This window comes from Microbacterium sp. H37-C3, from assembly GCF_027157935.1.
GTDB classification, from domain to species: domain Bacteria; phylum Actinomycetota; class Actinomycetes; order Actinomycetales; family Microbacteriaceae; genus Microbacterium; species Microbacterium plantarum.
Map to the genome: position 1 here is coordinate 413,695 of NZ_JAPVLR010000001.1, position 20,029 is coordinate 433,723.

The following is a 20,029-nucleotide window of genomic DNA, read 5'->3' on the forward strand; positions in this document are numbered from 1 at the left end:
TTCGGTTAGGTGTGCAAGATGGCCTGGAAGACGGTCTGCTCGTCGACGTCGGCCGGGGAAACGGTGAGCGCGAACCCGGCCTGCGAGAGCCTCGAGTCCGCGGACGAGATGACCCCGAAGTCGGAGTCGTCGAAGCGGCGCCACCACCACTCGATGAAGGCGCCCGTCCCGAACGCGGCGTGCAGGTCGGTCACGTTGGTGATCTGCTGCGCGCCGCGGAACACGACCACCGACAGGACGGTCGAGATCGCGTTGTTCTTGAACGAAGTGCCGCGGGACGAGAAGACGCGCAGGAGCACCGCGTCTTCGCCCGGCGTACCGTCGGCGCCCGTGATGACGACCGGTGCCGAGTACGTCACCGAGTCGTCGATGTGGGTGTTCTTCGTGCGCCGCCAGACGTACTGCCCGGGTTGCCAGTCGGGGGTGTCCGAGCTCCACGCGGCGTCCGCGGGCGGTGCGGTGGAAGCCGAGTCCGACACCACGTACTCGTCGAGGCTCGAGCGGATCGCTCGGCCGACCTCGGCGCGTGCGTCGTCGGCGTCCTTCGCGGCTTTCTCGATCGAGTCGGTGATCGCCTTGTCGATATCGCCCGCGACGATCGCCTTCACGACAATCGACGAGGCAGCCGAGGGGTTCGCGGCGCGTCCGAGGGTGTCAACCCACACGAGCCGGGCGAACATCGTCGATCCAGCCGTTCCGCGCACGGTCGCGACCTGACCGGCCGCGCGGGCCGGGACGCCCACACGCGTCCACGGGCCTGTCGCTGCGGGCGCCGTTTCCGCGTAGGTCAGCTGGAACGATGCCGGCACCGCCGCGCCGGACGAGAGCTTCCCGTTCGACGAGATGTGCACGAGACCTTGAGCGGTCGTCAGGGTCGGCGGCGCGAGCGCGGTGCGCACGTGCTCGGGTGCGGCGCCGGTCACGGTGACCGGTGTCGACGGATCGCCCCATGCGTTGCGACGCGACCGTGCACGCACCCGTGCTCGCCGCGTGACGCCGGTCGGGATCGTGAACGTCGCCTCCGTGGCGCCGAGCTCGGCGAGCGGCGACCAGACTTCGCCGTCCTCGATCTCGACCTGGTAGGTATCGACCTCGACAGCCGTGCCATCGGTCGCTTCATCGACCGCGTCCCACACGAGCCGTACCCGCGCGGTGGCGAGGCCGTCGATTCCGAACTCGGCGGCGTTGGAAGCCACGCTGACGCCCTCCGGCGCCTTCGGGACGATGCTTGTCGGGACGGCGGGCGTCACCGAGATCTCATCCGACCAAGCCGACCACACACCGGCGCGAGACTGAGCCCGCACGGCGATGTAGCGCGCCACCCCGGCGGCCAGACCGGTGAATGACGCTTCGGTGTCGTCGACGGTCGCGGCGACGGCGAGCGGCGCGGAGGCGATGCGAGTAGACACCGCGTATCGGACGACGTCGATGCGGTTCCCGGCGACGTCCTGCGTCACCTCGTTCCACCCGATGCTCACTGCTGTCTGCGCGGAGCCATCCGCGCCCCACTCGGAGGTGCTCGAGTTCACGCGCACCCCGGAGGGTGCGGCGGGCGCCGCGCCGGCGGGCACGGGCGTCGATGGGACGGCGGCACCGCTTCCGCCGATGACCGTGCCGGTGGTGGCGGCACTGGTGCGGCGCGCCATCTTCGCGGCGTGAGAGAGCATCCGCGAGCCGACGACCGCCGTGATGGTCACCGCGCTCTCTGTCTTCGTCACGACGAACCCGACGGCGCGCTGCACCTCGCGGCCCTTCGCGGTTCGAGCCGTCACAAGGTCGCCGATGTCGAACGACTCCCACGGTGCGGGCATGCCCGGTGCCGGCGTCCACTCGTAGGAGAGCTCGCGCGCCATCGTGCGGCCCGCGGTGAGCGTCGGCTGCACGTTCTTCTCCGCCGTGGCGCGATCCTTCACGCCCGACTGCGTCATGACCTTCGACGTCTGCCCGAAGCGGCCGTCGTAACCGGAGTTGGTGAAGTGGGTCCAGCCCTCGTCGTACTGCACGAGCACGACGGCCACCGGGTCGAACTTCGACCGGGCGGGAGCGCGCGTGAAGCCGCGACCTCCGAGCACGACGTCGCGGCGGTCCGCGCCCGTGCCAGCGTTGTTAAGCCGGAGCAGCCAACCCTCGGTCCACCACTCGGCGTAGCCCTGCTCGCTGATCCCATTGAGGACCGTCGAGAGCGCCGTGGTGAAGAAGGGGTACGTCTGGGTGATCCGCGAGTCCCACGCGTTCCCAGCCGAGTCACGGTTGTCGTCGAAGTCGAGGCGGACGTGCGGACCCCACCAATACTCACGCTGCGCGCGCTGAATGATCGTGCGCATGAGGTGACCAGCGGTGACGTTTGTGTAGGTACGCTCGTTCCCGCCGTCGCCGGCGATCCCCCACCACAGCGGCATCCGCTGCATGAGCCAGGGAATGATCCCCTGCCCGGAGAAGCGCACGGTCTTCGTCGGGTCGAGCGCATCCGCCTCGTCGGCGTCGATGATGAGCAGGTCGTTCCGCGGCGATCGCCACTTCCCGTCCGAGCCGAGGTATTCAATTCCGACGACCATCGGGGTCTCGAGGTTCCCGGCGACCCGGCGCGACACCGTGAATTCGACAGTCGGCGAGCTCGAATCGGTCTGCGTGACGGTGAGCGTCTGCGTCTTGAGTATGCGCTGCTTCGCGCCGCTGTCGGAGAGAAGTCGAAGGCGAACGTCGAAGGTCATGTGGGCCCTCCCGGGTGCTGAGGTGCGGGCCCGACGCGGACCGCCGCTATGCGATGTACGCGCGCCGCGCGCGCACCTGGACTGCTGTTGTTGTTCCCCGTGTCCCCGTCGAGACGACGAGGCTCGCCGAGCGCTGGTGGGCGTTCTGGCCGGCGAACGTCGGCGTGATCTCGAATCCGCCGTACGGGTCGCTGGTGTCGATCGACCCGGATACTTCCGTGCCGCCGGTCCACGTGTCCGTCGTCGTCAGCCACGCGCGGCCGGTCTTCGCCTCGAACCGGAGGTACGAGCCCGCGGGGATGGGCTCGCTGAACGCGAACCACGCCCCGGTCGCGGGGTCGGTCACCTGCAGACCGCTCGCGTTGCCCCGGACGCGGATTACGGCGTCCTGGACCGGCGCCGACCCGCCCGGAAGCAGGTCGCGCACGGTGACGGACGCTGCGGCCGCGAGCGAGGCGAACGCAGTCGTGACCTCATCGCGATCGCGCCAGGCCGCGTCGAGCAGCGCGAGCGTGTACCGCATGTCGACGAACTCCCCTCTCGGGAAGATGCGATCGACCTCGGAGGCCATGAACTGCACCTCGGCGACACGGTCCGGTTTCGCCATGGGTGACAGGAGCAGCTTCGGCGCCCCGAACAGGGCGTTCAGCGTCTCCCGGTGCGCGTCCGGCGTGTAGATGATGCACGGCCACAGGCCGGCGGTCACGCCCGTCTGGTACTGCGTGATTCCACGCTGACCGACGACCGTGACCTGCCCGACCTGAGCCTCGAGGGTGATGAACGGCTGCGAGCCCTTGCGGAACAGCCACCCGTAGGCGGTGTTGTCCAGCGGTACTCCGTTGATCGTGAACACCGATCAGACCCCTTCTCCGACCATCTGTGCCGCCTCCCACGCTTCGCGGGTGAGGTCGCGCACGACCGGGTGATGAATGTGCAGGTTGACCTCGCGCTTCGGTCCGCGCTCGGCGTCTGCGACGACTCGCGACGGCCCGCCCGGGACGTACGAGATGCCGGAAGCCTCGGTCGCGGCGCGACGGATCTCCCGCGTGCTGTCGGTGATACCCAATGCGAGGCCCTTGCCCCACATCTGGCCGACCTCTCGACGGGCCGCGCGCGACGGCGAGTGGATGTCCAGCCGCCGCTTCGCCGCGTTGAGAGCGGCGCCGGCCGCGCCGGCCGCAGCAGCAGCGACGTTTCCGACGGCCGAGTTGATACCCGACGACATCCCGAACATCAGGTTGCGGCCCACCCCGTAGAGCAGGTTCCCCATGTTCCCCATCTGGTAGAGGATCGCGCCGCTGATGCCCGTGAAGATGCGCAGCATCTGCGGGATCGTCTGGTCCGCTCCGTACCGGAAGCCAGAGACGACCGACCGGCCCGATGGGTCGAGCCAGTTCCCGGCGCCGTTCATGCTGCCGACGATGCCGCCGTTGAGCCCTCCGGAGATCGCGCCCGCTGCCCCGCCGATCTGGCCGCGGGCTCCGGTGAGGAACCCGCTGACCGACGCGATACCGGCAGGACTGAGCCACGTGCTGCTCCCTGCGGTTCCGGTTCGCAGCTGACCGGCGAGGCCGCCCGCGATCGCGCCGGACACGCCGGGGAACTGGCCGCTCGCGCCGGTGAGGAACCCGCCGACGACGCCGGAGCCGGCGCCCGTGAGCCACGACTCGGACCCACGCATTCCCTCCGTCACTGCGCCGCGCATACGCGCGATGCCGTTCTGGACGCTCGGGATGGCGCCGTCGATGCCTCTGGTCAGGAACAGCGAGAGCCCGCCGCCCGCGCCGCCACCAGCCGCATTGCCGAGCTCGGTGTTGATGTTGATCCCGAACTCGCGCAGCTGGCGCAGCACCTCGTCACGAACCCCAGGCGCGGCACTGCCGAGCTTGTACTTGTCCCAGAAGGACTGAGCGGCACCGAGGCCGCCCTTCTCGAACTCGCCCCGCACACCCTCGGTCCAGGTCTTCACCATCTCCTGCTCTTTCGAGCTCGGCGGCTTCACTGCACCGCTGATGTAGACGGGGTTGTCGTCGGCCCACTTCTGGGCCGCGTCGACGTACGCCTCCCAGTAGTCGAAAACGTCGCCCTTGAACGACTTCGGGTCGGGCGCGAGCCCAGAACGGTCGAAGTCGGCCTTACGGTTCAGGTCGATCTTGTCGAGGCCGGTGACCTGCTGGATGCCCTTGAGCACTTCGCCGAGCACCGGCGCAATCGTCTCGAGGATCGATGCCACGCCGCGCAGTGCCTCGCCGAGCGCGGGGGCCGCGTTCTTGACGAAGTCTCCGAGCGGGGGGCCGAGGGTCTGCGCGATGCTGGTGACCGTGTCGGAGAGGTCCGGGAGGACGTCCGACACGGCGCTGATGATGCCGTCGAGCGCGGGGGTGAGCTCCGCGATCACGGTGGCCGCCGCGGGGAGCGCGGTTTTCGACATCTCGCCGACGAGGCCGACGAGGTTGCCGAAGGTGTCCGCGATCGGCTTCATGCTGGGCTCGATGCGCTCGAGCGCGATGATCAGGTCATCGTTCAGCTTGTCGAGCCCCGAGACCCACGCAGTGGACTTCATCGCGTCGGAGAACCCGCCGATGATCCCACCGGCGAACGTCGCCGTGGAGCGCATGAGGCCGGCGATCTGCGGCGCCAGCTGCCCCGTCATGCCCATGAAGCGGTTGATGCCGTCGCCGAGCTCCGACATCGCGTCCTTCGCCCCGGAGAACAGGGTCGCGAGACCCCGCTGGACGCCGTCGGATTTCACGTTCCGCTCCCAGCGGAGCATGAGGTCCGCGAACCCGCGGAGTCCGCCCGCGCCGGCCTTGTCCGCCGCGGTGTACAGGCCCTCGAAGACGCCCGCGACGCCCTTCGTGGCGTCCCAGAAGTCGTACATCGAGTCGATGGCGCCTTCCATCCACTGATCGAGTCGACCGTCGTTCGCGATCGCTTCGAGCCAGTTCGAGAAGGTCTTGGCCTGACGTGTGAACCATGCGGCGAGGCGCGGTGTGTAGGTCGCGCCGATCTGGGAGAGCGACACGAGGGCACCGGCGATGCCGTCGGCGCCGTCGGCGAGCACTCGCCAGCCGTCGGCGACGCCCTTGAAGATGCTCTCGAGGCGTCCGTTCGCGAGGTCGTTCGCGAGCTCGTTCGACAGCGCCGACGTGAAGTCGCCGATGCCAGCCGACAGGTCGGTGAACGAATTCCGCAGCTGCGGCATGAGCCCATCGACGAGGTTGAGGATGGGCTGCCGGGCGCGGTCCCAGTAGGTGCCGGTGATGATGTCGGCGAGCTCGGACATGTCGTCCTTGAGCGGCGACAGCTGCTCCTTCGCGTCGCGCATCGCGACGACGAACGCCGTCAGCGACCCGACTGCGTTCATGAGCATGCCGGGGACGACGAGCAGCCCCGGCGTCATGGCGACGAAGCCCTGACCGAACGCGACGATCTCAGCGGTGCCGGCGAAGAGCGCGGAGGTCAGCGCCGTGAGGCCGGAGGTCCACTTGAGAATCTTCGGGAGGTTCTTGTCCAGGTTCTCGCCGAAGTCGCGGATGTCGTCGAGCCAGCTGCCCGCGAGGCGCGCACCCGACAGCGCCGAGAGCGTGGTCATGGCGCTCGCGAACGACGCCTTGTTGACGTTCACGAACACATTGACCAGTCGGTCGCGGGCGAGCCACTTGAGGCCGGCGGCTGCCGGGAGCGTGTGCGCCGCGACGTCGATCTTCACCTCGTTGCGCGACGCCTTGTCGACGAGGTGCTTCACTTCGTGCTCGAAGTGCTCCTTGTTCGCGATCGATGCGGCGATCTTGACGCGGACGTCGTCGAACTCGTCGAACTGCCGCTGGATCGACGCGCGGAGCTTCGTCTTGTGGAGCTTCGCCTTGTCGACGGTGACGATCGCGTCGACGTCGACCTTCACGCCGCCGAGCGTTTCGATCTGACGCTGCAGGTCTTCACGGACCTTCCGGCGGTCGAGGACCACACCGTCGATCTCGATCTTGACCTTGAGGTCGCGGGTGGCGCGTTCCAGCTGCCGCTTCGTGTCGGCGCGGAAGAGCTTGGTGTCGGGAACGACCCGGATGGACACGCGTCCGGCGTTGCGTCCTGGGTTGAATGCCATGCGGGCCGTTCCCTTCTACGGGGTGAAGAAGTCCTCGAGGACTCCCCCGTCGATGTGTGTGCGGATGAAGTCCGCGAGCGACTGCTGCGTCGGTTCCGCGTCGGGCTCATCGGCCGACGGGTAGGTAATGAGCACCGCGTCGAGGTCGACGCCCTTCGCGAGCCCGGCCAGGAGACCGGCGATGAGGTTGTGGGTCCGGGCCGCGATCGCTGTCGCGGTGTCCCAGCCCTGTAGCTCGGGGTTCTTCCCCGCCAGCGCGAAGACGCGCGAGTGCGGGTTGGCAGTCAGCTGGCCCGTGAGCACGACGATGTGGCGGGCCGAGACTTTCCCGGCCCACACGTCGTCGATGTTCAGACCGCTGTAGAACTGCGCGAGGTCTGCGCGTAGCGCTCCGTCAGCGTCGAAGCGATCGATCAGCTCTCGGAGCGCCGCGATTCCCCCAGGGCGTCCCGGTAGTGCGTGAAGAGGGTCATGAAGTGGTCGGCGGTCTTGCCCACGGACCACTCGGCGTAGGACTCCGGGTCCTCAGCGATCGACTCTGCCCACTCGTCGATCGAGGAGACGAAATCGAGGAACGCTTCGTACCGCCGGGCGTCGGCGGGGTCCTCGAGGTCGAACTCAAGGCGCCCGTCGCCCTCGAAGACGCCGGACGAGATGGCGCCCGTCATGAGCTTGGTGAATGCGGTGCGGTGGCTGAACCGGAAGCGCTCAGGGGCCCGCAGGGGCGGCATGTCGCCCAGCAGTTCCTCGTACAGTTCCTGCTGCGCTGCGATCGCCTCGGCGCGCTCGGACGCCGTCATCTCGTCGGCCGAGTCCACGCCAGGCTCGTCGACGAGCTCGGCTTCGAGCACCTCTTCGGGCTCGGGCGCCGGCTCAGTCTTCGGCTTGGAGGCGGCGGGACGGCGGGTGGTGGTCTTCTTCGGGGTGGTGGTGGTAGCCAAGGTGCAGACCTCTTTCGGATGGATCGCAGACCGGATGGATGGATGTGGGGGCGCCCGCGCGGGTCTGCGGTGCGCGCGGACGCCCCGGTATGGGGGTCAGGCGGTGACGGCCGGGAAGCTCGTGCTGAAGATCTGGAACAGACCGGCGCGGCCGTTCACGGCGGGGATGACGGTGTTCTCGACGGAGAGGATCGACGCCGACAGGGGGAACTCGAAGAAGTTCGCGGTGTCGAGCGAAGGCGCGTCGCCGAGCGACATGTCGATGCTCGGGAGCCAGAACGCGAGCTTGGCGGTGACGTCCTGGAACACGATGAACGCGCCGACGTTCTTCGATCCGCCGCCGGCGACGGTGTAGCCGCCGGTCTTCGGGTCGAACTCGCCCGCGAAGGCGAGGTCGAGCGTTTCCTTCGTGATCTGCAGCGAGTTGACCGTGATGCCCCACGAGACATCGGACTGCGTGGTGCGGACGGACTCGGCGAGGAAGGTGCCGAGCGATTCCCGCTCGCCGCCCTCCTTGGTGAACCCGATCAGGTTCTCCTTCGAGGTGTGACCGAGGTTCGTCCAGCCGGTCGGGCCGTTCTTCGTGATGTCGAAGCTGTCCCCGGCGAGCGGGTTCACCGGCGGCTTGAGGTTGGGCGCGGACGTGAAGATCGTTCCGCGCGCGGGAATCATGAGGGTCTGAGAGTCGGCGCCCATGGTGAGCCTTTCGTTCGAGAGGTGGATGCAGACCCGCCCCGACAGCGGATGCCGTCGGGGCGCGGTTTGGAAGGGGAATGCAGCCGCGCCCCGCAGGCAGATGCCAGTGCGGGGCGCGGGTGGATCGCGGTCAGGCGGATGGGGGTAGGTACTGCGCGAGCAGCGTGAACTGGCCGGCGTAGTGACGCACGAGCTTGTTCTGCATCGGCACCTCGCCGCTCTGCGCGGCGAACGCCTGTAGGTCGTCGACGCGCAGGATGCCGCCGACGCCGTCGACACGGGCCATGGATTCGGCCCACTGGTGGATCACCCTGTAGAGCCGGGTGAGGATCGCTTGGGCGTTGTCGCCCTCGAGGTAGGCGCTCACGGTGAGGTTCACCGTCCACGCGCCGCGGCCGTTGCGGTCCTGCGCGATGACCGACGAGTGCGTCACGAACGGCACGAGGTCGAACGAGTCCACGTCGAGGTCTCCGGCGGTCTCCCACCGGTGCTCCGGATTCTCGGTCTCGCGAGACGCCCGCACGAGCAGGGTGTTGATAAGCAGGTCGACGTCAAGAAGGTCGCCCATCAGCCGGCCCCCATCAGGTTCTTCGTCGTCGTCATGATCTTCTTGCCGGGCTCCCACCGGACCCGCCGCGAGCCCTTGTAGCGGTAGATGCGCCCCCACTCGATGGCCGCGGCACCTTCGTCGTCGGCGACGATGAGACGGTCGTTTACCGTCCGCCCGGACCCGCGCTCACCTCGCACCGTGACGACGCCGAGCTTCGAGATGTAGGCACCGGTGAGCCGCGAGCTCGCGGCGACCGACTTCGCGATCCCGAGGCCACGGTTCGCGACTGCATCCATCTCGGCACTGTTACCGGCGATCTGCGCGGCGATCAGCTGCGCGCGCGAACTGATCTGAACGTTGCTCACGGGGTCGGCTCCGTTTCTGCCGGCGGCGTGCGATCGAACTCGGGATCGGGCTCGACCTGGGCGTCCGGATCGGGGTCTTCGCCTACCCACTTCACGGTGATGCGCCAGTGCTTCGTGCGCTTCCCGCGCGAGAAGTCCTGCGGGACACCGACCGTCTCGTGCATCTGGCCGTTCCAGAAGACGAGGGAGTGGATGTCGCCCGGCCACCGGCGGGTCTTGATGATGGTGAGGTCGAGCACCTGCAGACCGCCGCTGGTGGTCTCTTCGGCGCTCGACCAGTCGCGGACGGGCTCTCGGCTGCAGCGCACGCGGATGCGCTTGCCGTAGGGGCGCATGATGCGACGGCCGCGCTCGTCGCGCTCGCTCTTCTGCAGCTGGACGAGCACGACGTGTGCGGCGTTCCGGTCGAGCAGGCTCATCAGAACCGCCCGGCGGGCCGGTGACGGCCTACGGTGATCGTTCCGATGCGGCCCTCGGCGCCCTTCGCCTTCGGGTTCCGTCCGGTGAGGTCTTCGATGTCGCCGTCGGTGAACCAGATCGTGCCCGAGCCCACGGCCGGGTTGATCTCGTATCCGTAGGTGCCTTCGTTCTCCTTGCGGAAGCCGTCGAGATTCGCCCACACGCGCGCGGCGACGCGGACGACGGTCGCGCGGTACAGCCGGTCGGTGAGCTTGCCGCTGCGGAGCCGCTCGAGCACCTGCGCGCCGTAGCGCGACGCGATGATGTCGACGACCTCCCCGAGCTTCCCGTCGAGATAGTCCGGCGAGAGGTCGTCGACGTCGCCGTGCCAATACTTCGGAATCTCGTCGTGGGTGACCTCGGGGAGAGTCGTCGACATGGTTACCTCACTCCTGTGCGGCTTCGATGAGCGCGACGATCTCTTCGTCGCTGTGCTCGGGGTCGTGCTCGATGCCGAGCTCCTGCAGACGCGCCACCAGGGACGCGCGATCGGTCCCGCCGTCGTCACCGGACGCGGATGCGTCGTCGGAGCCGTCAGCACCGCTCTCAGCGCCGGGATCGGCGCTCTGTCGGCCCTGCTCCCCCGCCGCCTGCGCCGAGGCCGCCGCGTTCTCGGCGACCTTCGCCTCGATACGCGCGATGAGGTCGGCCTTGGAGCCGGTCTGCGCGACGCCGAGCCCCTTCGCCTGCTTCTTGAGATCAGCGACGTTGTCCGCGATGACGAACGCGGCCGGCTCACTGCCGGTCGTCCCGCCCTGCGGCGCTGCGGGCGCCTGCGCGCCGGTGGCGCCGTCGTCGTGCCCGTCGTCGGTCGTCGACGCGTCGCCGGCGATCTTCTCGAACAGCACGGGGTTGGTGACCAGCTTCTCGGCCCATGCGGGCAGGCGGTCGCCCTTGCCGAAGGTGTGAAGGTCGTACGTTTCGGGGTGGGTGACGTTGACGCACCCGTTGGTGATGACTTTCGCCATGTCCTGCGCCCTTTCCGGGTTGTGAGAACGGGTGAGGGGCGACCGAAGCCGCCCCTCACCCGTTCATCGGATCGTGCTCAGGCCAGCGCCTTGAGCGTCGCGGTGCTCAGCGGCGCGCGCAGCACCGGGAGCAGGATGGCCGCGACGAGGACGTCGTAGCCCTCGGGGTCGGTCGTCTCGATCGCGCCCGAGAACAGGCCCGGGGCGTCGCTCGTCGAGATGCCGTTGACGGGCTGGATCGACTCGGCCGTGACGCCGAGGTCGATGGTTCCGACGGTGCCGCCGGCCGTCATGATGACCTTCTTCTCGTCGAAGACGGGCACCTCGACGCCTTGCTTGTTCGGGACGACCGTCTCGTCGATGACGATGCGGCCGTAGCCCTCCGAGGCGAGGAAGTCGATGACGTCCTGCGCGCTCACACGCGTTGCACCGGAGACGCCGGGGGCGATGAACGAGATCATCTCGGCGTTCCGCTGCAGGGCGTTCATGTGCTTGCGCGAGAGCGTCGTCTGCGCGACGCGCTTGCCGAGAGCCAGGCGCAGCGCGTCGAGGTCGGCGAGCGGCGACGAGCCCGCGGCCGTCCACCAGCCGCCTGCGGCGACGACGTCGAGGCGAGCGGGACGACCGAAGTCGACATCGAGACGGATGTTCCGCTCGTCGATCGACACCTTGCCGGCGGACAGCGCCTCACCGGCGCCGAGGATCGCGCGGTACGCGATCGAGCGTGCGTTCTGGTCGGCGTGGTCCTCGAACTTCTGGCCGATGGCCTCGTTCTGGCCGTACATCTGCAGCTGCTGCACCTCGTCGACGTGCAGGCGGATCGACGTCGGGGGGAGCTTGCCCTTCGACGTCTGCGCGCTGCCGGTCTGCCCGACCTGCGACTCGGTGTCGAACGAGCGGAACGACGCCGCGGCGGGCAGGAACGACGCGCCCGCGTTGAACTCGTAGTCCAGCGTGAAGTTCGGCACCACGGGGAACAGCGCCCGCAGGTTGGGGTACGCGTCGAGCGTCGCCCGGAACGACGCGCGTGCGACGGCGGTCAGCTGCAGGGGGGTGCGGTGGTTCTTGGTGTATCCGGCCATGGGATCAGCCCTCCACGATCGTGATGCTGGCGGTGGTCTTGAAGTCGCGCGCGAGCAGTGCGTCGCGCTGCGCCGGCACCGGGACGCGGGTCGCGTCGACGATGCCGTGGATGAGCAGCGACGCCGTCGGCTTCGCGCCGGCGCCGTCGCCGCGGACGATGACGCCCTGGTTGTTGTTGATGAAGCCGGCGAGCACTTCGGTGCCGTCGGTCGCCTCGGGCGCCCACGGGACGTACAGGTCGCCCTTCTCGGCCACCGCGACGCCCGACTTGATGACGGTCACGGGACCGTTCTCCATGTCGTACTTCGCGATCGCGTCGCCGGTGAACGCCGCGGCGTCCAGCTGCATCGGTCGGCCGGTGTCCTGGCCGTGCTTGGACGTGCGCCACGCGGTGCTCACGGGGAGCTCGGTGACGAACGTGCGGGTGGTGAAATCGTTGATGTCAGTCATGGGATTCCTCCTGGTTCGTGACTGATCTGGATGGATGAACTGCTACTGACCCGCCGGCTTGCGCTTCTCGTAGGCCGCGGCCTCGAGGTCCGCCATGGAGCCGCCCGAACCGGGCGTGGGCGCCGACTGGCGGTTGAGCATGGTCGAGAGCGGGTCGGTGTTCTGCTGCGCCGGCGCGGAACCCGCGGCCGGCGCGAGCGTGGCGGCGTAGGACTGCAGCCGCGCGACGTCGAGCGCACCGTCGGCGTCGAGGAACTTCGTCGAGTCGACGAACTCGAGCGCCGAGCGGATGCGGGCGAGCGCGGCGTCCGGCGCCTCATCAGCGCCGCGTGCGACGGCCAGAATCTGGCCTTCCACGGCGGCGGCGAGGTACAGGTCGCGGCCCGCCTTGACGCCCTCGGCGCGCGCCTCGACCTTCGCCGTCTCGATCGCGCGCTCGTTATCGCCGAGCGCGGCGATACGGTCCTGCTCCTGCTTCGACAGCGATGCAGCGATGTCCTCGCGCTTGCCGAGCCGGGCCCACTCGGCGTTTTCCCGGGTGGCCTTCTCGGCGAGGTGCTGCTGCTTCTTCGACTCGTACCGGTAGTACGCGATCTGCTGCTCGGGCGTCATGGTGTCGCGCGGGGTCGCGCGCGGGAACCCGCGCTTCGCCGCGAACGCCGCGTCGTCGAGCTGCGCGTCGCCGGGCAGGAACTCGTCGGGGTTCGGCTGCGCCGCGGGGTCGCCGGTCCCGGTGCCCGTGTCGGCGGGCGGCGCGAAGAATCGCAGGAACGGCTTGCCCGGGATCAGCGGGTAGGAGCAGGGGTGGGTGATGAACATGGCGGGGTGGCCTCCGGATCGGAAGTGGACTCCCCGCCACGGACCGCGACGGGGTGCCCCACGCGCGAAACGTGGGGACGATGGGGCGCCGCGGTCAGGCCGCGGCGAGGTGGGCGTCGGCGCGCGAGATGAGCGACCGGTGATAGGCGATCGCGACGTCGAGGTCACGCACCGCCGTCGGCCGGCCGCTGCCGGACAGGTCGACGAGGTTCGTCCCGGCAGCGCGCGCCGCCTCGAGCGTCTCGATGGCTTTCTCCGACGAGCGCCGGTTCGATTCCCACGACCAGGCGTTCGACTGCTTGGTCGGTTCCGAGTACGGCGTGGTCTTCCGGCCTCGCTTCGTGGCGCGGTTCACCGCGTCGACGCCTCGGAACGAATCGCCGTCGCGGATGAGGATGGGGCCGAGCTCGCCGTGCTCGACAGAGGTGACGCGGATGCGCTTGAGGTCGTCGGCGAACGTGGAGCCCGCGGCGGCGTAGAGCGCGTCGAGGTCGTCACGGTTCAGGCGCAGCCCGGGGTCGGCATCCGACGTGATGGGCGCGACCGTGCAGTGACAGCCGTCGTGAAGCTCGAGCAGGTCTTCGACCGTGTAGAACCGGTCGGCGGCGACGATGCACAGGCCGCACGTGCCGGTCTTCGACATCTCCGGGTGGATCACCCGTCGGAAGCCGACGACCTTCGGTGCTGCCTTGAACGTGCGCTTCGCCTCATCTCGGATGGCCGCGGCGAGGTCGGTCTCCGCGATCGTCTCGAGACGGGTGCGCATGACCTGCTCGGCTTCTTCCGGCGTCTTCCCCGTCCGGATCGCCTGCTCGTAGGCGCGCGCCGGCCGCTTGTACACCTCCACGATCGGAACGTCGCTTCGGGGGTACAGGTCTTCGACCGGCGGCAGGGTGCGCGGGATCGCGTCGAGCGCGCGCAGCTGCGCGAGCATGACCGCCCGCTGCCGGCGGCGCGCCTGCGCGTGCGCGACGTCGACGATGACCGCCGAGCGCGCCGCGAGCGCGTTCACCATGTCGGGGCGACCCGGCCACAGGAACGGGAACCACAGCGCGAGCAGCGCCCGCACGAGAAGGTCCGCGAGCGTCGCCTGCTGCGCCGCGGCCGTGCGCACGAGCGCGCGGGTCGCGGCGAGGTCAGGCTCCAACGGGCACTCCCGTCTGCGGCGCCGGGTTGCCCGTGGCGAGCGCGTTGCCGATGCCCGCGTTCAGTGCGGCCTCGAGCGCCTCGTTCTGCCGGTCCTGCTCGGCGTCGCGCCGCTGCTGCGGGGTCATACCGAACACGACCTCGTCGATGTACCGCTGCGAGGCGCCGCCGGCCTTGAACTTCGGCGCGGCTTCGGCCTTCTCGGCGAGGGTTTCCGGCGTGATCTTGTCGAACATGACCTCGAGCTCGGTGATGTCGCCACGCTCGGTGTCGCCTTCCATGAGGAACGCGAGCGCCATCTGCTGGGCGATCGACATCTCGGCCTGCTCGTTCATGCCCTTCACCGCGTGCTGCAGCGGCTCACGGCCGGTCTGCGCGCCAAGAGCGGACTGGTTCTCCGACTCGCCGCCGAGCATGTCGAGCGGGGTCTGCGTCAGCGAGAACAGGGCCCGCAGTTCCTCCTTGCGGGCGTTGTAGACCGGCGTGACGTCGGTGAACGTCGACTCCCAGATGTCCGCGTCCATCGGGAGCATCCACAGCGCGGCGGGACCGGCCTTGAAGATCTCGTCGTAGTCGACTCGCTCGCCGGCGCGCGGGTGATCCTGCGGGTAGAACTCGGGCAGGTTGCCCTTCACCGCGCGCTGCCGGAACGACTGCATGACGATGACCGTCAGCGCGTTCAGGGTGAGCTCGTTTACACGGTCGACCGAGTCCAGGTGCTTCTCGTAGACGCCGAAGCCGTCGACGGTCTTGTACTGGTGGATGAGCGCGTCCTGCGTGTAGGGCGTGCGGATCGCCTCGCCGGCCCACTCCCAGTCGCTCGACGGGTGCCAGGTGGAGCCGTCCTGCGGGAGCGTGGGTACGCGCGTGCGGCGGAACGCGACGCGGTAGTAGCCCGGGCGGAACAGGGTGACGACCTCGACGCCGAGCACGTGGTCGTAGCCGACGAGGATGCCGGCGTCGGCGAGGTACGGCCGCAGCGTGTTCATCTCGACGATGCTCGTCCACTCGTTCCGGATGAGGAACAGCGGTCCGCGCTCGTCGGGGATGGTGAGCAGGTTCACCCGGCCGTAGTCGCCGGCGTCGTTGAACATGGTCCGCTCCTGCACCTTCATGCGGTTGCGAGCCCAGTGCTTCCACGCCGCGAGGTCGCCGCTCTCGTCGCCGGCGGCGCCGGTGCGGAACCCGATGACGTGCTGCCGGTCGGTGCGCGCGTTCCGGATGGTCTCGACGCTGTGCAGCCGCGACCGCTTCATGAAGCGGAAGTACGCCTGCCGGGTGCCGAAGTCCCACTCCGTCTCGGGGAGCAGCGCGTCGCCGTCGCGGTATGACGTGAGCTTCTTCATCCGCGGGAGGCCGTCGCCGAGGGCATGGCACAGGCGCAGCATCCACCAGTCGTCGGAGCCAGCGATGTGAGATTCAGTGAGCACGTCGTGCCTCCTTCGTGTGTGGTTATCGCGCGCGCACCGGCACCGACGTGGTCTCCTGCTTGAACTTCTTGAGGTAGCGAGCTCGCCCCTCGACGGCGAGGCACATCCCGACAGCGCCGTCCATCTTCTTCGGCGAGCCCTTCCGCTCCTTGCCGATGACGTGGCCGGCCGACCGCATCCACTTGTGCGCGTTCCGGACGTGCCGGGTGAGCGCCATGTGGTTGCCGTGCCGCAGGTGACCCGACTTGATCGCCGTCTCGGTGCGCTCGACGACGCGAGCCATCTCCACGTGCCGTGATGTCTCGAACGCGATCGGCTTCTCTTCGGTCGCCTTGATGAACAGGTCAGCACCGAAGTCCCGCTCCCAGTTCTCGACGTAGTCCCGCCAGTGCGGCGGGTCGGCGAGAAACGCGACGACCTGGAACTTCTTGAATGTCTCGCGGACCTTCGCGTCGACGAGGCTGTGGTTCACCTGCCAGTTCTTGGCCTCTTTCGAGTCCGGCGCTTCCCAAATTCCGATCGGGAAGATGTAGCCGTCGCTGATCCGGCACCCGATGAGCACCGTCGCGTCGTCCGTGAGGCCACCGTCGAAGCCGAGCGCGATCTTCTCGCCCTTCATGGGCGGGAGCACGCGCAGCTTCTCCCCCGCGGCCGCGGCGCGCTCGCGCAGCGCCGCCAGGCCGATGTTCAGCCACTCGGCGGTCAGCAGCCACGCGTTCTTGCCTTCGACGACGGCGTTGTAGAAGTACCGGCGGGTGTCGGATTCGGTGTTTCGCGGGTCGAAGAGTCCGTCGAGCATGTCGTCGGGGTCGTTCCACGCGATCGCGTCGCCGAACGCCTCGATGAACCCGTCGCGGAGCCGTTTCAGGTACTCCGCTTCGGTCTCGAGCCGCTTCCCGCCGCGCGCCATCGGATCGGGCACCTTGATCTTCTCGAGCGAGGTGATGTCGGCCCACCGGTGATCGAACAGCAGACGCGAGCGGCGCGCCTTCCCCTCCTGCACCATGTCGGCGTAGAAGTAGGTGTCCTCGGCGATCGACTCGGCGCCGGGCTCGTACATCGTCGTCGTCTCGATGTACCAGGTGCCCTCCTTCCTGCGCTTCTGCAGGTTTCGGGTGACGGTCGAGTACATCGCACGCAGCGTGTCGGTGCAGTACAGGTGGGTCTCGTCGAAGACGGCGAACGTCTCGAGCCCGCCGTCCTTCGACGCGGCACCCGCGGTCGACGGCGTGATCTGCCCGCCCGAGGCGAGGATGATGCGCGTCTTCCCGACGTCGAGCCCGTAGGCCGCTTTCAGCTGGAAGAGCGGGGTGCCCTCGGTGTTGAGGTTGTAGTAGACGTTGTCGTAGACGTTGCCGGTCTGGCCCTCTTCCGTCGCCATGATCTTGATGACGGGGTTGGTGACCTCGCGGCCCATCGGCTCGCCCTCGCGGTAGACGTACGTCTCCCCGAGGAAGGTGTACGTCTCGCCGCCCTTCGCCCATCCGGCGAACCGGGCAGGGCCGAACGCCTCGAACAGCACCAGCGCTCCGGCGAGGCCGGACTTGTCGGTGCCCTTCGGGCGCGAGAAGAATGCGCTGTCGTAGAGCCGCCGGCCCTTCGCGTCGTGCCCGTAGCAGTCGACGATGAACCCGGTGTACTCGGGCCCGTATTCGACCGGCTGACCTTGGATGCCGCCACGGCCGTGAACGACGAACGTCTCGATCCACCACACGGCGAGCCAGCCGAGCGACCGCTTCCGGTCATGCTCCTTCGCGGTGATGAGACGCCGGGGCATGTCAGCCTCCCAGCGCCGCTCGGCGCGCGTCGAGCGAGACCACCCGGGCGTTCACGCCCGGTGCGCCCGCCGGGTATTCCTCGGGTGGCACCTCGATCTCCTGCTTCAACCGCAGCCGGTCCGCGAGCGTCGCGCCGAACGCGGCGACGCGCATCCGGATCTCCGCGGCCCGCTCGCTGTTCTTCCCGCCGGACTGCCACATCTGGTGATGCAGCAGGGCCGTGTCGAGCATGTAGTCCCAGTCGACGAGCGTCAGCATCCGAGATGCCTGCGGCGATTCACGCCAGTTGTTCCACCAGCGCACCGTCTGGGGGTGCCAGTCTTCGCGCACCTCGTAGTCGGGGCTCTCGGGGTCGTTGGACTTCATCGGGAGCACGTCGTCGGGCAGGTCGTAGCCACTCCGCTTGCCGTCCGAACGGATCATGTCGCGATCGACGTTGTCGCGATCGCGGGAGCGTGTCAGCGACGGCGGTGGGCCGTGTCCTGCCATGTCGGTGTCCTCCGGAACGGAAGCCGGCACCGGAACGGCACCGGAAGGGCGGATGAGGTGGCTCCCGGGGCAGGACTCGAACCCGCGCGTGCCTGCTTAACAGGCAGGTGCTCTACCAACTGAGCTACCCGGGATCGGGGTCTGCCATGCTTCATGCATGGGGTGGATCGAGCTTGGAGTAACCGTCTACCGAGAAACGTTGGCGTACCTCGGGACGTTAATCGGTCACGTGCTTTCGTGGCCGGTCGTCGCATTCGGGATCGTGTGGCTTCTGCTGAAGCCCATTCGAAGCTTGCTCGAGAGGATTCGGATGGCGAAGGGCTTCGGCGGCGAGGTTCAGCTTGATGCAGTGGCCCAAAGCGCTCTGAGCGCGGTGAGCCAGGCCGTAGATAACTCTCCTACTGCAACGGAGACGCCCACCGCGGAGACCAAGTCCTCCGAGAGCGGCACCGGCACCACGTGGAGCACGATGGCGCAACAAGCCAAGGAAGACGCGTTGAGGGCGGGCTCAGTTGTGGGCCAGCGTCCGGCCGGCTTCCGACGTTCTCGGTACTTCGCCCTGCTGGCGAACAACGAGCCTCGCGCCTCGGTGAGCTCCGCGTGGGCCGCAATCCGCGGAAAACTCGTCGCACTCGACGGGCACCTAAATGGGAGCGTTCCGCGCGCTCGGCCCACCAGCCTGATAATCGACGACCTCGCCGAATCTCCGGATGTTCCGGACAGCTTCATTGAGGCAGTGACCGGGCTCAATGACCTACGCCGCCAGGTGCTGTCGGGCGACATCAACCCGGACCATGACTTCGCACGCCGATACGTGGGCATCGCGCTCGCCATGGATGAACTCGCTGACGAGCTCCTTACCCGCACCAATGAACCGACAACGGATAGCCAGGCGCACCCATCGGCTGATTCGACGCAGCCCCGGTCATAGGTGACCGCTTCGCCCGAGCACCGGGTGGAAGCGCTCGCCCTGCGTGCGCGGGTCGACGAGCTGCATCGTCTGCGCGACGGCGTCCGCCACCGCGTCGACGGCCTCGTCGACATGTCTCGGTCGGCGGACCTTGATCGTGCCGTAGCCCTCGACCGTGATCGTGATGCTCTTCTTGCCCATCAGTCGTCGTCAGGGCCGGGAATGCTGTCGTCGATCACGTCGCCGGCCCAGTGCGCCAGGTGCGCGAGCGTGTTGGGCGAGCAGTCCGACGTCACGTAGCTGTTGGCGTAGCCCAGCACGGACCCGCCGTGCCCAGGGCCGACATCGACCACGTTCGCGATCTCGTACGAGACAACCCACGCCGTGAGGACCGCGGAAGCACGTTCCGGCTGCTCCGGGTCGCACGTCTCACGGTGGTGCGCGAGAATCGCGTCCTCGATCGCCTGCAGGCTGGCTGCGCTCACGTTGGCCTCCTTTGGTTGAGGCGGCGCGCCCGTGGATTCGGGCACGCCGCTCGGGGATGAATCAGACGCGGGGAGGCCACGTCCATCGACGCTGGCCGTCGCCCGACGGAACCGACGTGACCCAAAGGGAGTCGTTGCCATCCAGGAAGACCTGGCCGTTGACGACTTCGTCATTCCAGACGCGCACGATGAGCATCGGAAGCACGTCGCCTGCGGCAGCCGGGTTGCCGTGGTGCACCTGGAAGCCGGTCGGCTTGTACGCGACGCGCGGGTCGTTGTAGGGGTTCGACTGGTAGGCGAGCCGGTCGGAGCGCCGTCGGTTGATCGCTTCGGCGTCCTGCTCGGAGAGCTTGTAGTGGACGATGCGGCCGACGGCTGCGGCTGGGGCTGTGGACATGGCGTGCTCCCTCGAGCGTTGACGCGGTGGTTACCCAACCCGAGCGATCGGCGCTCGGGAAGCATGAGGGGCGGGCGCGCCACGATGAGCGCTCGCGATTCGGCGCAGCGCGCGCCGGGGCCGGGGTCAATACCCCCCAGACCCGCGCGCACCGCGAGGGGCAGAACGCTTGCGGGCGGGGCGCGACCGGGGGGACGGGGTCCGGCCCCCATCGGGGCGGGGGTGTCGTGTGGGGCGACGGTCGGCG

22 protein-coding genes and 1 tRNA gene are annotated in these 20,029 nt (G+C 68.6%); 1 reads left to right on the top strand and 22 read right to left on the bottom strand.

Annotation, left to right across the window (positions count from 1 at the left end; all coding sequences use genetic code 11):
- Positions 1-5 precede the first annotated feature (5 nt).
- From O1W71_RS01915 to O1W71_RS02005, 19 genes are all read right to left on the bottom strand, one after another.
- Positions 6-2,711 (bottom strand): hypothetical protein, encoded by a 2,706-nt coding sequence (locus O1W71_RS01915; protein WP_269266289.1) that lies wholly within the window; start codon positions 2,709-2,711, stop codon positions 6-8.
- Between the two features lie 46 nt (positions 2,712-2,757).
- A complete protein-coding gene (locus tag O1W71_RS01920; RefSeq protein ID WP_269266290.1) occupies positions 2,758-3,564 on the bottom strand; it encodes a hypothetical protein in 807 nt (268 codons plus the stop codon).
- A gap of 3 nt (positions 3,565-3,567) precedes the next feature.
- A complete protein-coding gene (locus O1W71_RS01925; RefSeq protein ID WP_269266291.1) occupies positions 3,568-6,816 on the bottom strand; it encodes a hypothetical protein in 3,249 nt (1,082 codons plus the stop codon).
- 15 nt (positions 6,817-6,831) lie between these two features.
- Positions 6,832-7,155 (bottom strand): hypothetical protein, encoded by a 324-nt coding sequence (locus O1W71_RS01930; protein WP_114589427.1) that lies wholly within the window; start codon positions 7,153-7,155, stop codon positions 6,832-6,834.
- Positions 7,156-7,229: 74 nt separating this feature from the next.
- On the bottom strand, positions 7,230-7,757 hold the full coding sequence (locus O1W71_RS01935) for a hypothetical protein (protein ID WP_269266294.1): 528 nt from the start codon (positions 7,755-7,757) through the stop codon (positions 7,230-7,232).
- A gap of 96 nt (positions 7,758-7,853) precedes the next feature.
- Positions 7,854-8,453: a phage tail tube protein gene (locus tag O1W71_RS01940; RefSeq protein ID WP_269266295.1), complete on the bottom strand. Its 600-nt coding sequence runs from the start codon at positions 8,451-8,453 to the stop codon at positions 7,854-7,856.
- Between the two features lie 130 nt (positions 8,454-8,583).
- Positions 8,584-9,021, bottom strand: coding sequence for a hypothetical protein (locus O1W71_RS01945; RefSeq protein WP_269266297.1), 438 nt, complete (start codon positions 9,019-9,021; stop codon positions 8,584-8,586).
- Positions 9,021-9,368: a hypothetical protein gene (locus O1W71_RS01950; protein WP_114589423.1), complete on the bottom strand. Its 348-nt coding sequence runs from the start codon at positions 9,366-9,368 to the stop codon at positions 9,021-9,023. The genes O1W71_RS01945 and O1W71_RS01950 overlap by 1 nt, the downstream gene beginning before the upstream one ends.
- Positions 9,365-9,787, bottom strand: a complete 423-nt coding sequence (locus O1W71_RS01955) for a hypothetical protein (protein WP_269266298.1) — start codon at positions 9,785-9,787, stop codon at positions 9,365-9,367. Before O1W71_RS01955 ends, O1W71_RS01950 begins: the two co-directional genes overlap by 4 nt.
- Positions 9,787-10,206 (bottom strand): hypothetical protein, encoded by a 420-nt coding sequence (locus tag O1W71_RS01960; protein WP_269266300.1) that lies wholly within the window; start codon positions 10,204-10,206, stop codon positions 9,787-9,789. Before O1W71_RS01960 ends, O1W71_RS01955 begins: the two co-directional genes overlap by 1 nt.
- A 7-nt stretch (positions 10,207-10,213) precedes the next feature.
- Complete coding sequence (locus tag O1W71_RS01965; protein ID WP_269266302.1) at positions 10,214-10,795, bottom strand: SAP domain-containing protein; 582 nt, start codon at positions 10,793-10,795, stop codon at positions 10,214-10,216.
- Between the two features lie 77 nt (positions 10,796-10,872).
- Positions 10,873-11,877 (bottom strand): major capsid protein, encoded by a 1,005-nt coding sequence (locus O1W71_RS01970; RefSeq protein WP_269266304.1) that lies wholly within the window; start codon positions 11,875-11,877, stop codon positions 10,873-10,875.
- A 4-nt stretch (positions 11,878-11,881) separates the two neighbouring features.
- Positions 11,882-12,328, bottom strand: coding sequence for a hypothetical protein (locus tag O1W71_RS01975; protein ID WP_269266305.1), 447 nt, complete (start codon positions 12,326-12,328; stop codon positions 11,882-11,884).
- Between the two features lie 42 nt (positions 12,329-12,370).
- Entirely contained in the window at positions 12,371-13,147 is a 777-nt protein-coding gene (locus tag O1W71_RS01980; RefSeq protein WP_269266307.1) for a hypothetical protein, read from the bottom strand.
- A gap of 94 nt (positions 13,148-13,241) precedes the next feature.
- On the bottom strand, positions 13,242-14,294 hold the full coding sequence (locus O1W71_RS01985; RefSeq protein WP_269266308.1) for a hypothetical protein: 1,053 nt from the start codon (positions 14,292-14,294) through the stop codon (positions 13,242-13,244).
- Positions 14,284-15,723 (bottom strand): hypothetical protein, encoded by a 1,440-nt coding sequence (locus O1W71_RS01990; protein WP_269266309.1) that lies wholly within the window; start codon positions 15,721-15,723, stop codon positions 14,284-14,286. The genes O1W71_RS01985 and O1W71_RS01990 overlap by 11 nt, the downstream gene beginning before the upstream one ends.
- A gap of 22 nt (positions 15,724-15,745) precedes the next feature.
- Entirely contained in the window at positions 15,746-17,500 is a 1,755-nt protein-coding gene (locus O1W71_RS01995) for a terminase large subunit domain-containing protein (RefSeq protein ID WP_269266310.1), read from the bottom strand.
- 1 nt (position 17,501) lies between these two features.
- Complete coding sequence (locus O1W71_RS02000; protein ID WP_269266312.1) at positions 17,502-17,990, bottom strand: phage terminase small subunit; 489 nt, start codon at positions 17,988-17,990, stop codon at positions 17,502-17,504.
- A 58-nt stretch (positions 17,991-18,048) separates the two neighbouring features.
- Positions 18,049-18,124: transfer RNA gene (locus O1W71_RS02005), tRNA-Asn, on the bottom strand.
- Positions 18,125-18,300: 176 nt separating this feature from the next.
- Here O1W71_RS02005 and O1W71_RS02010 point away from each other — a divergent pair.
- Positions 18,301-18,921 carry a hypothetical protein gene (locus O1W71_RS02010; RefSeq protein ID WP_269266313.1) on the top strand — a complete coding sequence of 207 codons (621 nt, stop codon included), beginning with the start codon at positions 18,301-18,303 and terminating at the stop codon, positions 18,919-18,921.
- On the opposite strand, the gene O1W71_RS02015 is transcribed toward O1W71_RS02010, so the two are convergent.
- From O1W71_RS02015 to O1W71_RS02025, 3 genes are all read right to left on the bottom strand, one after another.
- Positions 18,916-19,101, bottom strand: coding sequence for a hypothetical protein (locus O1W71_RS02015; protein WP_269266314.1), 186 nt, complete (start codon positions 19,099-19,101; stop codon positions 18,916-18,918). The two genes, O1W71_RS02010 and O1W71_RS02015, sit on opposite strands and share 6 nt — an antisense overlap.
- The gene (locus O1W71_RS02020; RefSeq protein ID WP_269266315.1) at positions 19,101-19,385 is read right to left on the bottom strand and encodes a hypothetical protein; all 285 of its coding nucleotides are present in this window, start codon (positions 19,383-19,385) and stop codon (positions 19,101-19,103) included. Before O1W71_RS02020 ends, O1W71_RS02015 begins: the two co-directional genes overlap by 1 nt.
- 61 nt (positions 19,386-19,446) lie before the next feature.
- Entirely contained in the window at positions 19,447-19,782 is a 336-nt protein-coding gene (locus O1W71_RS02025) for a hypothetical protein (RefSeq protein ID WP_269266316.1), read from the bottom strand.
- Positions 19,783-20,029 lie beyond the last annotated feature (247 nt).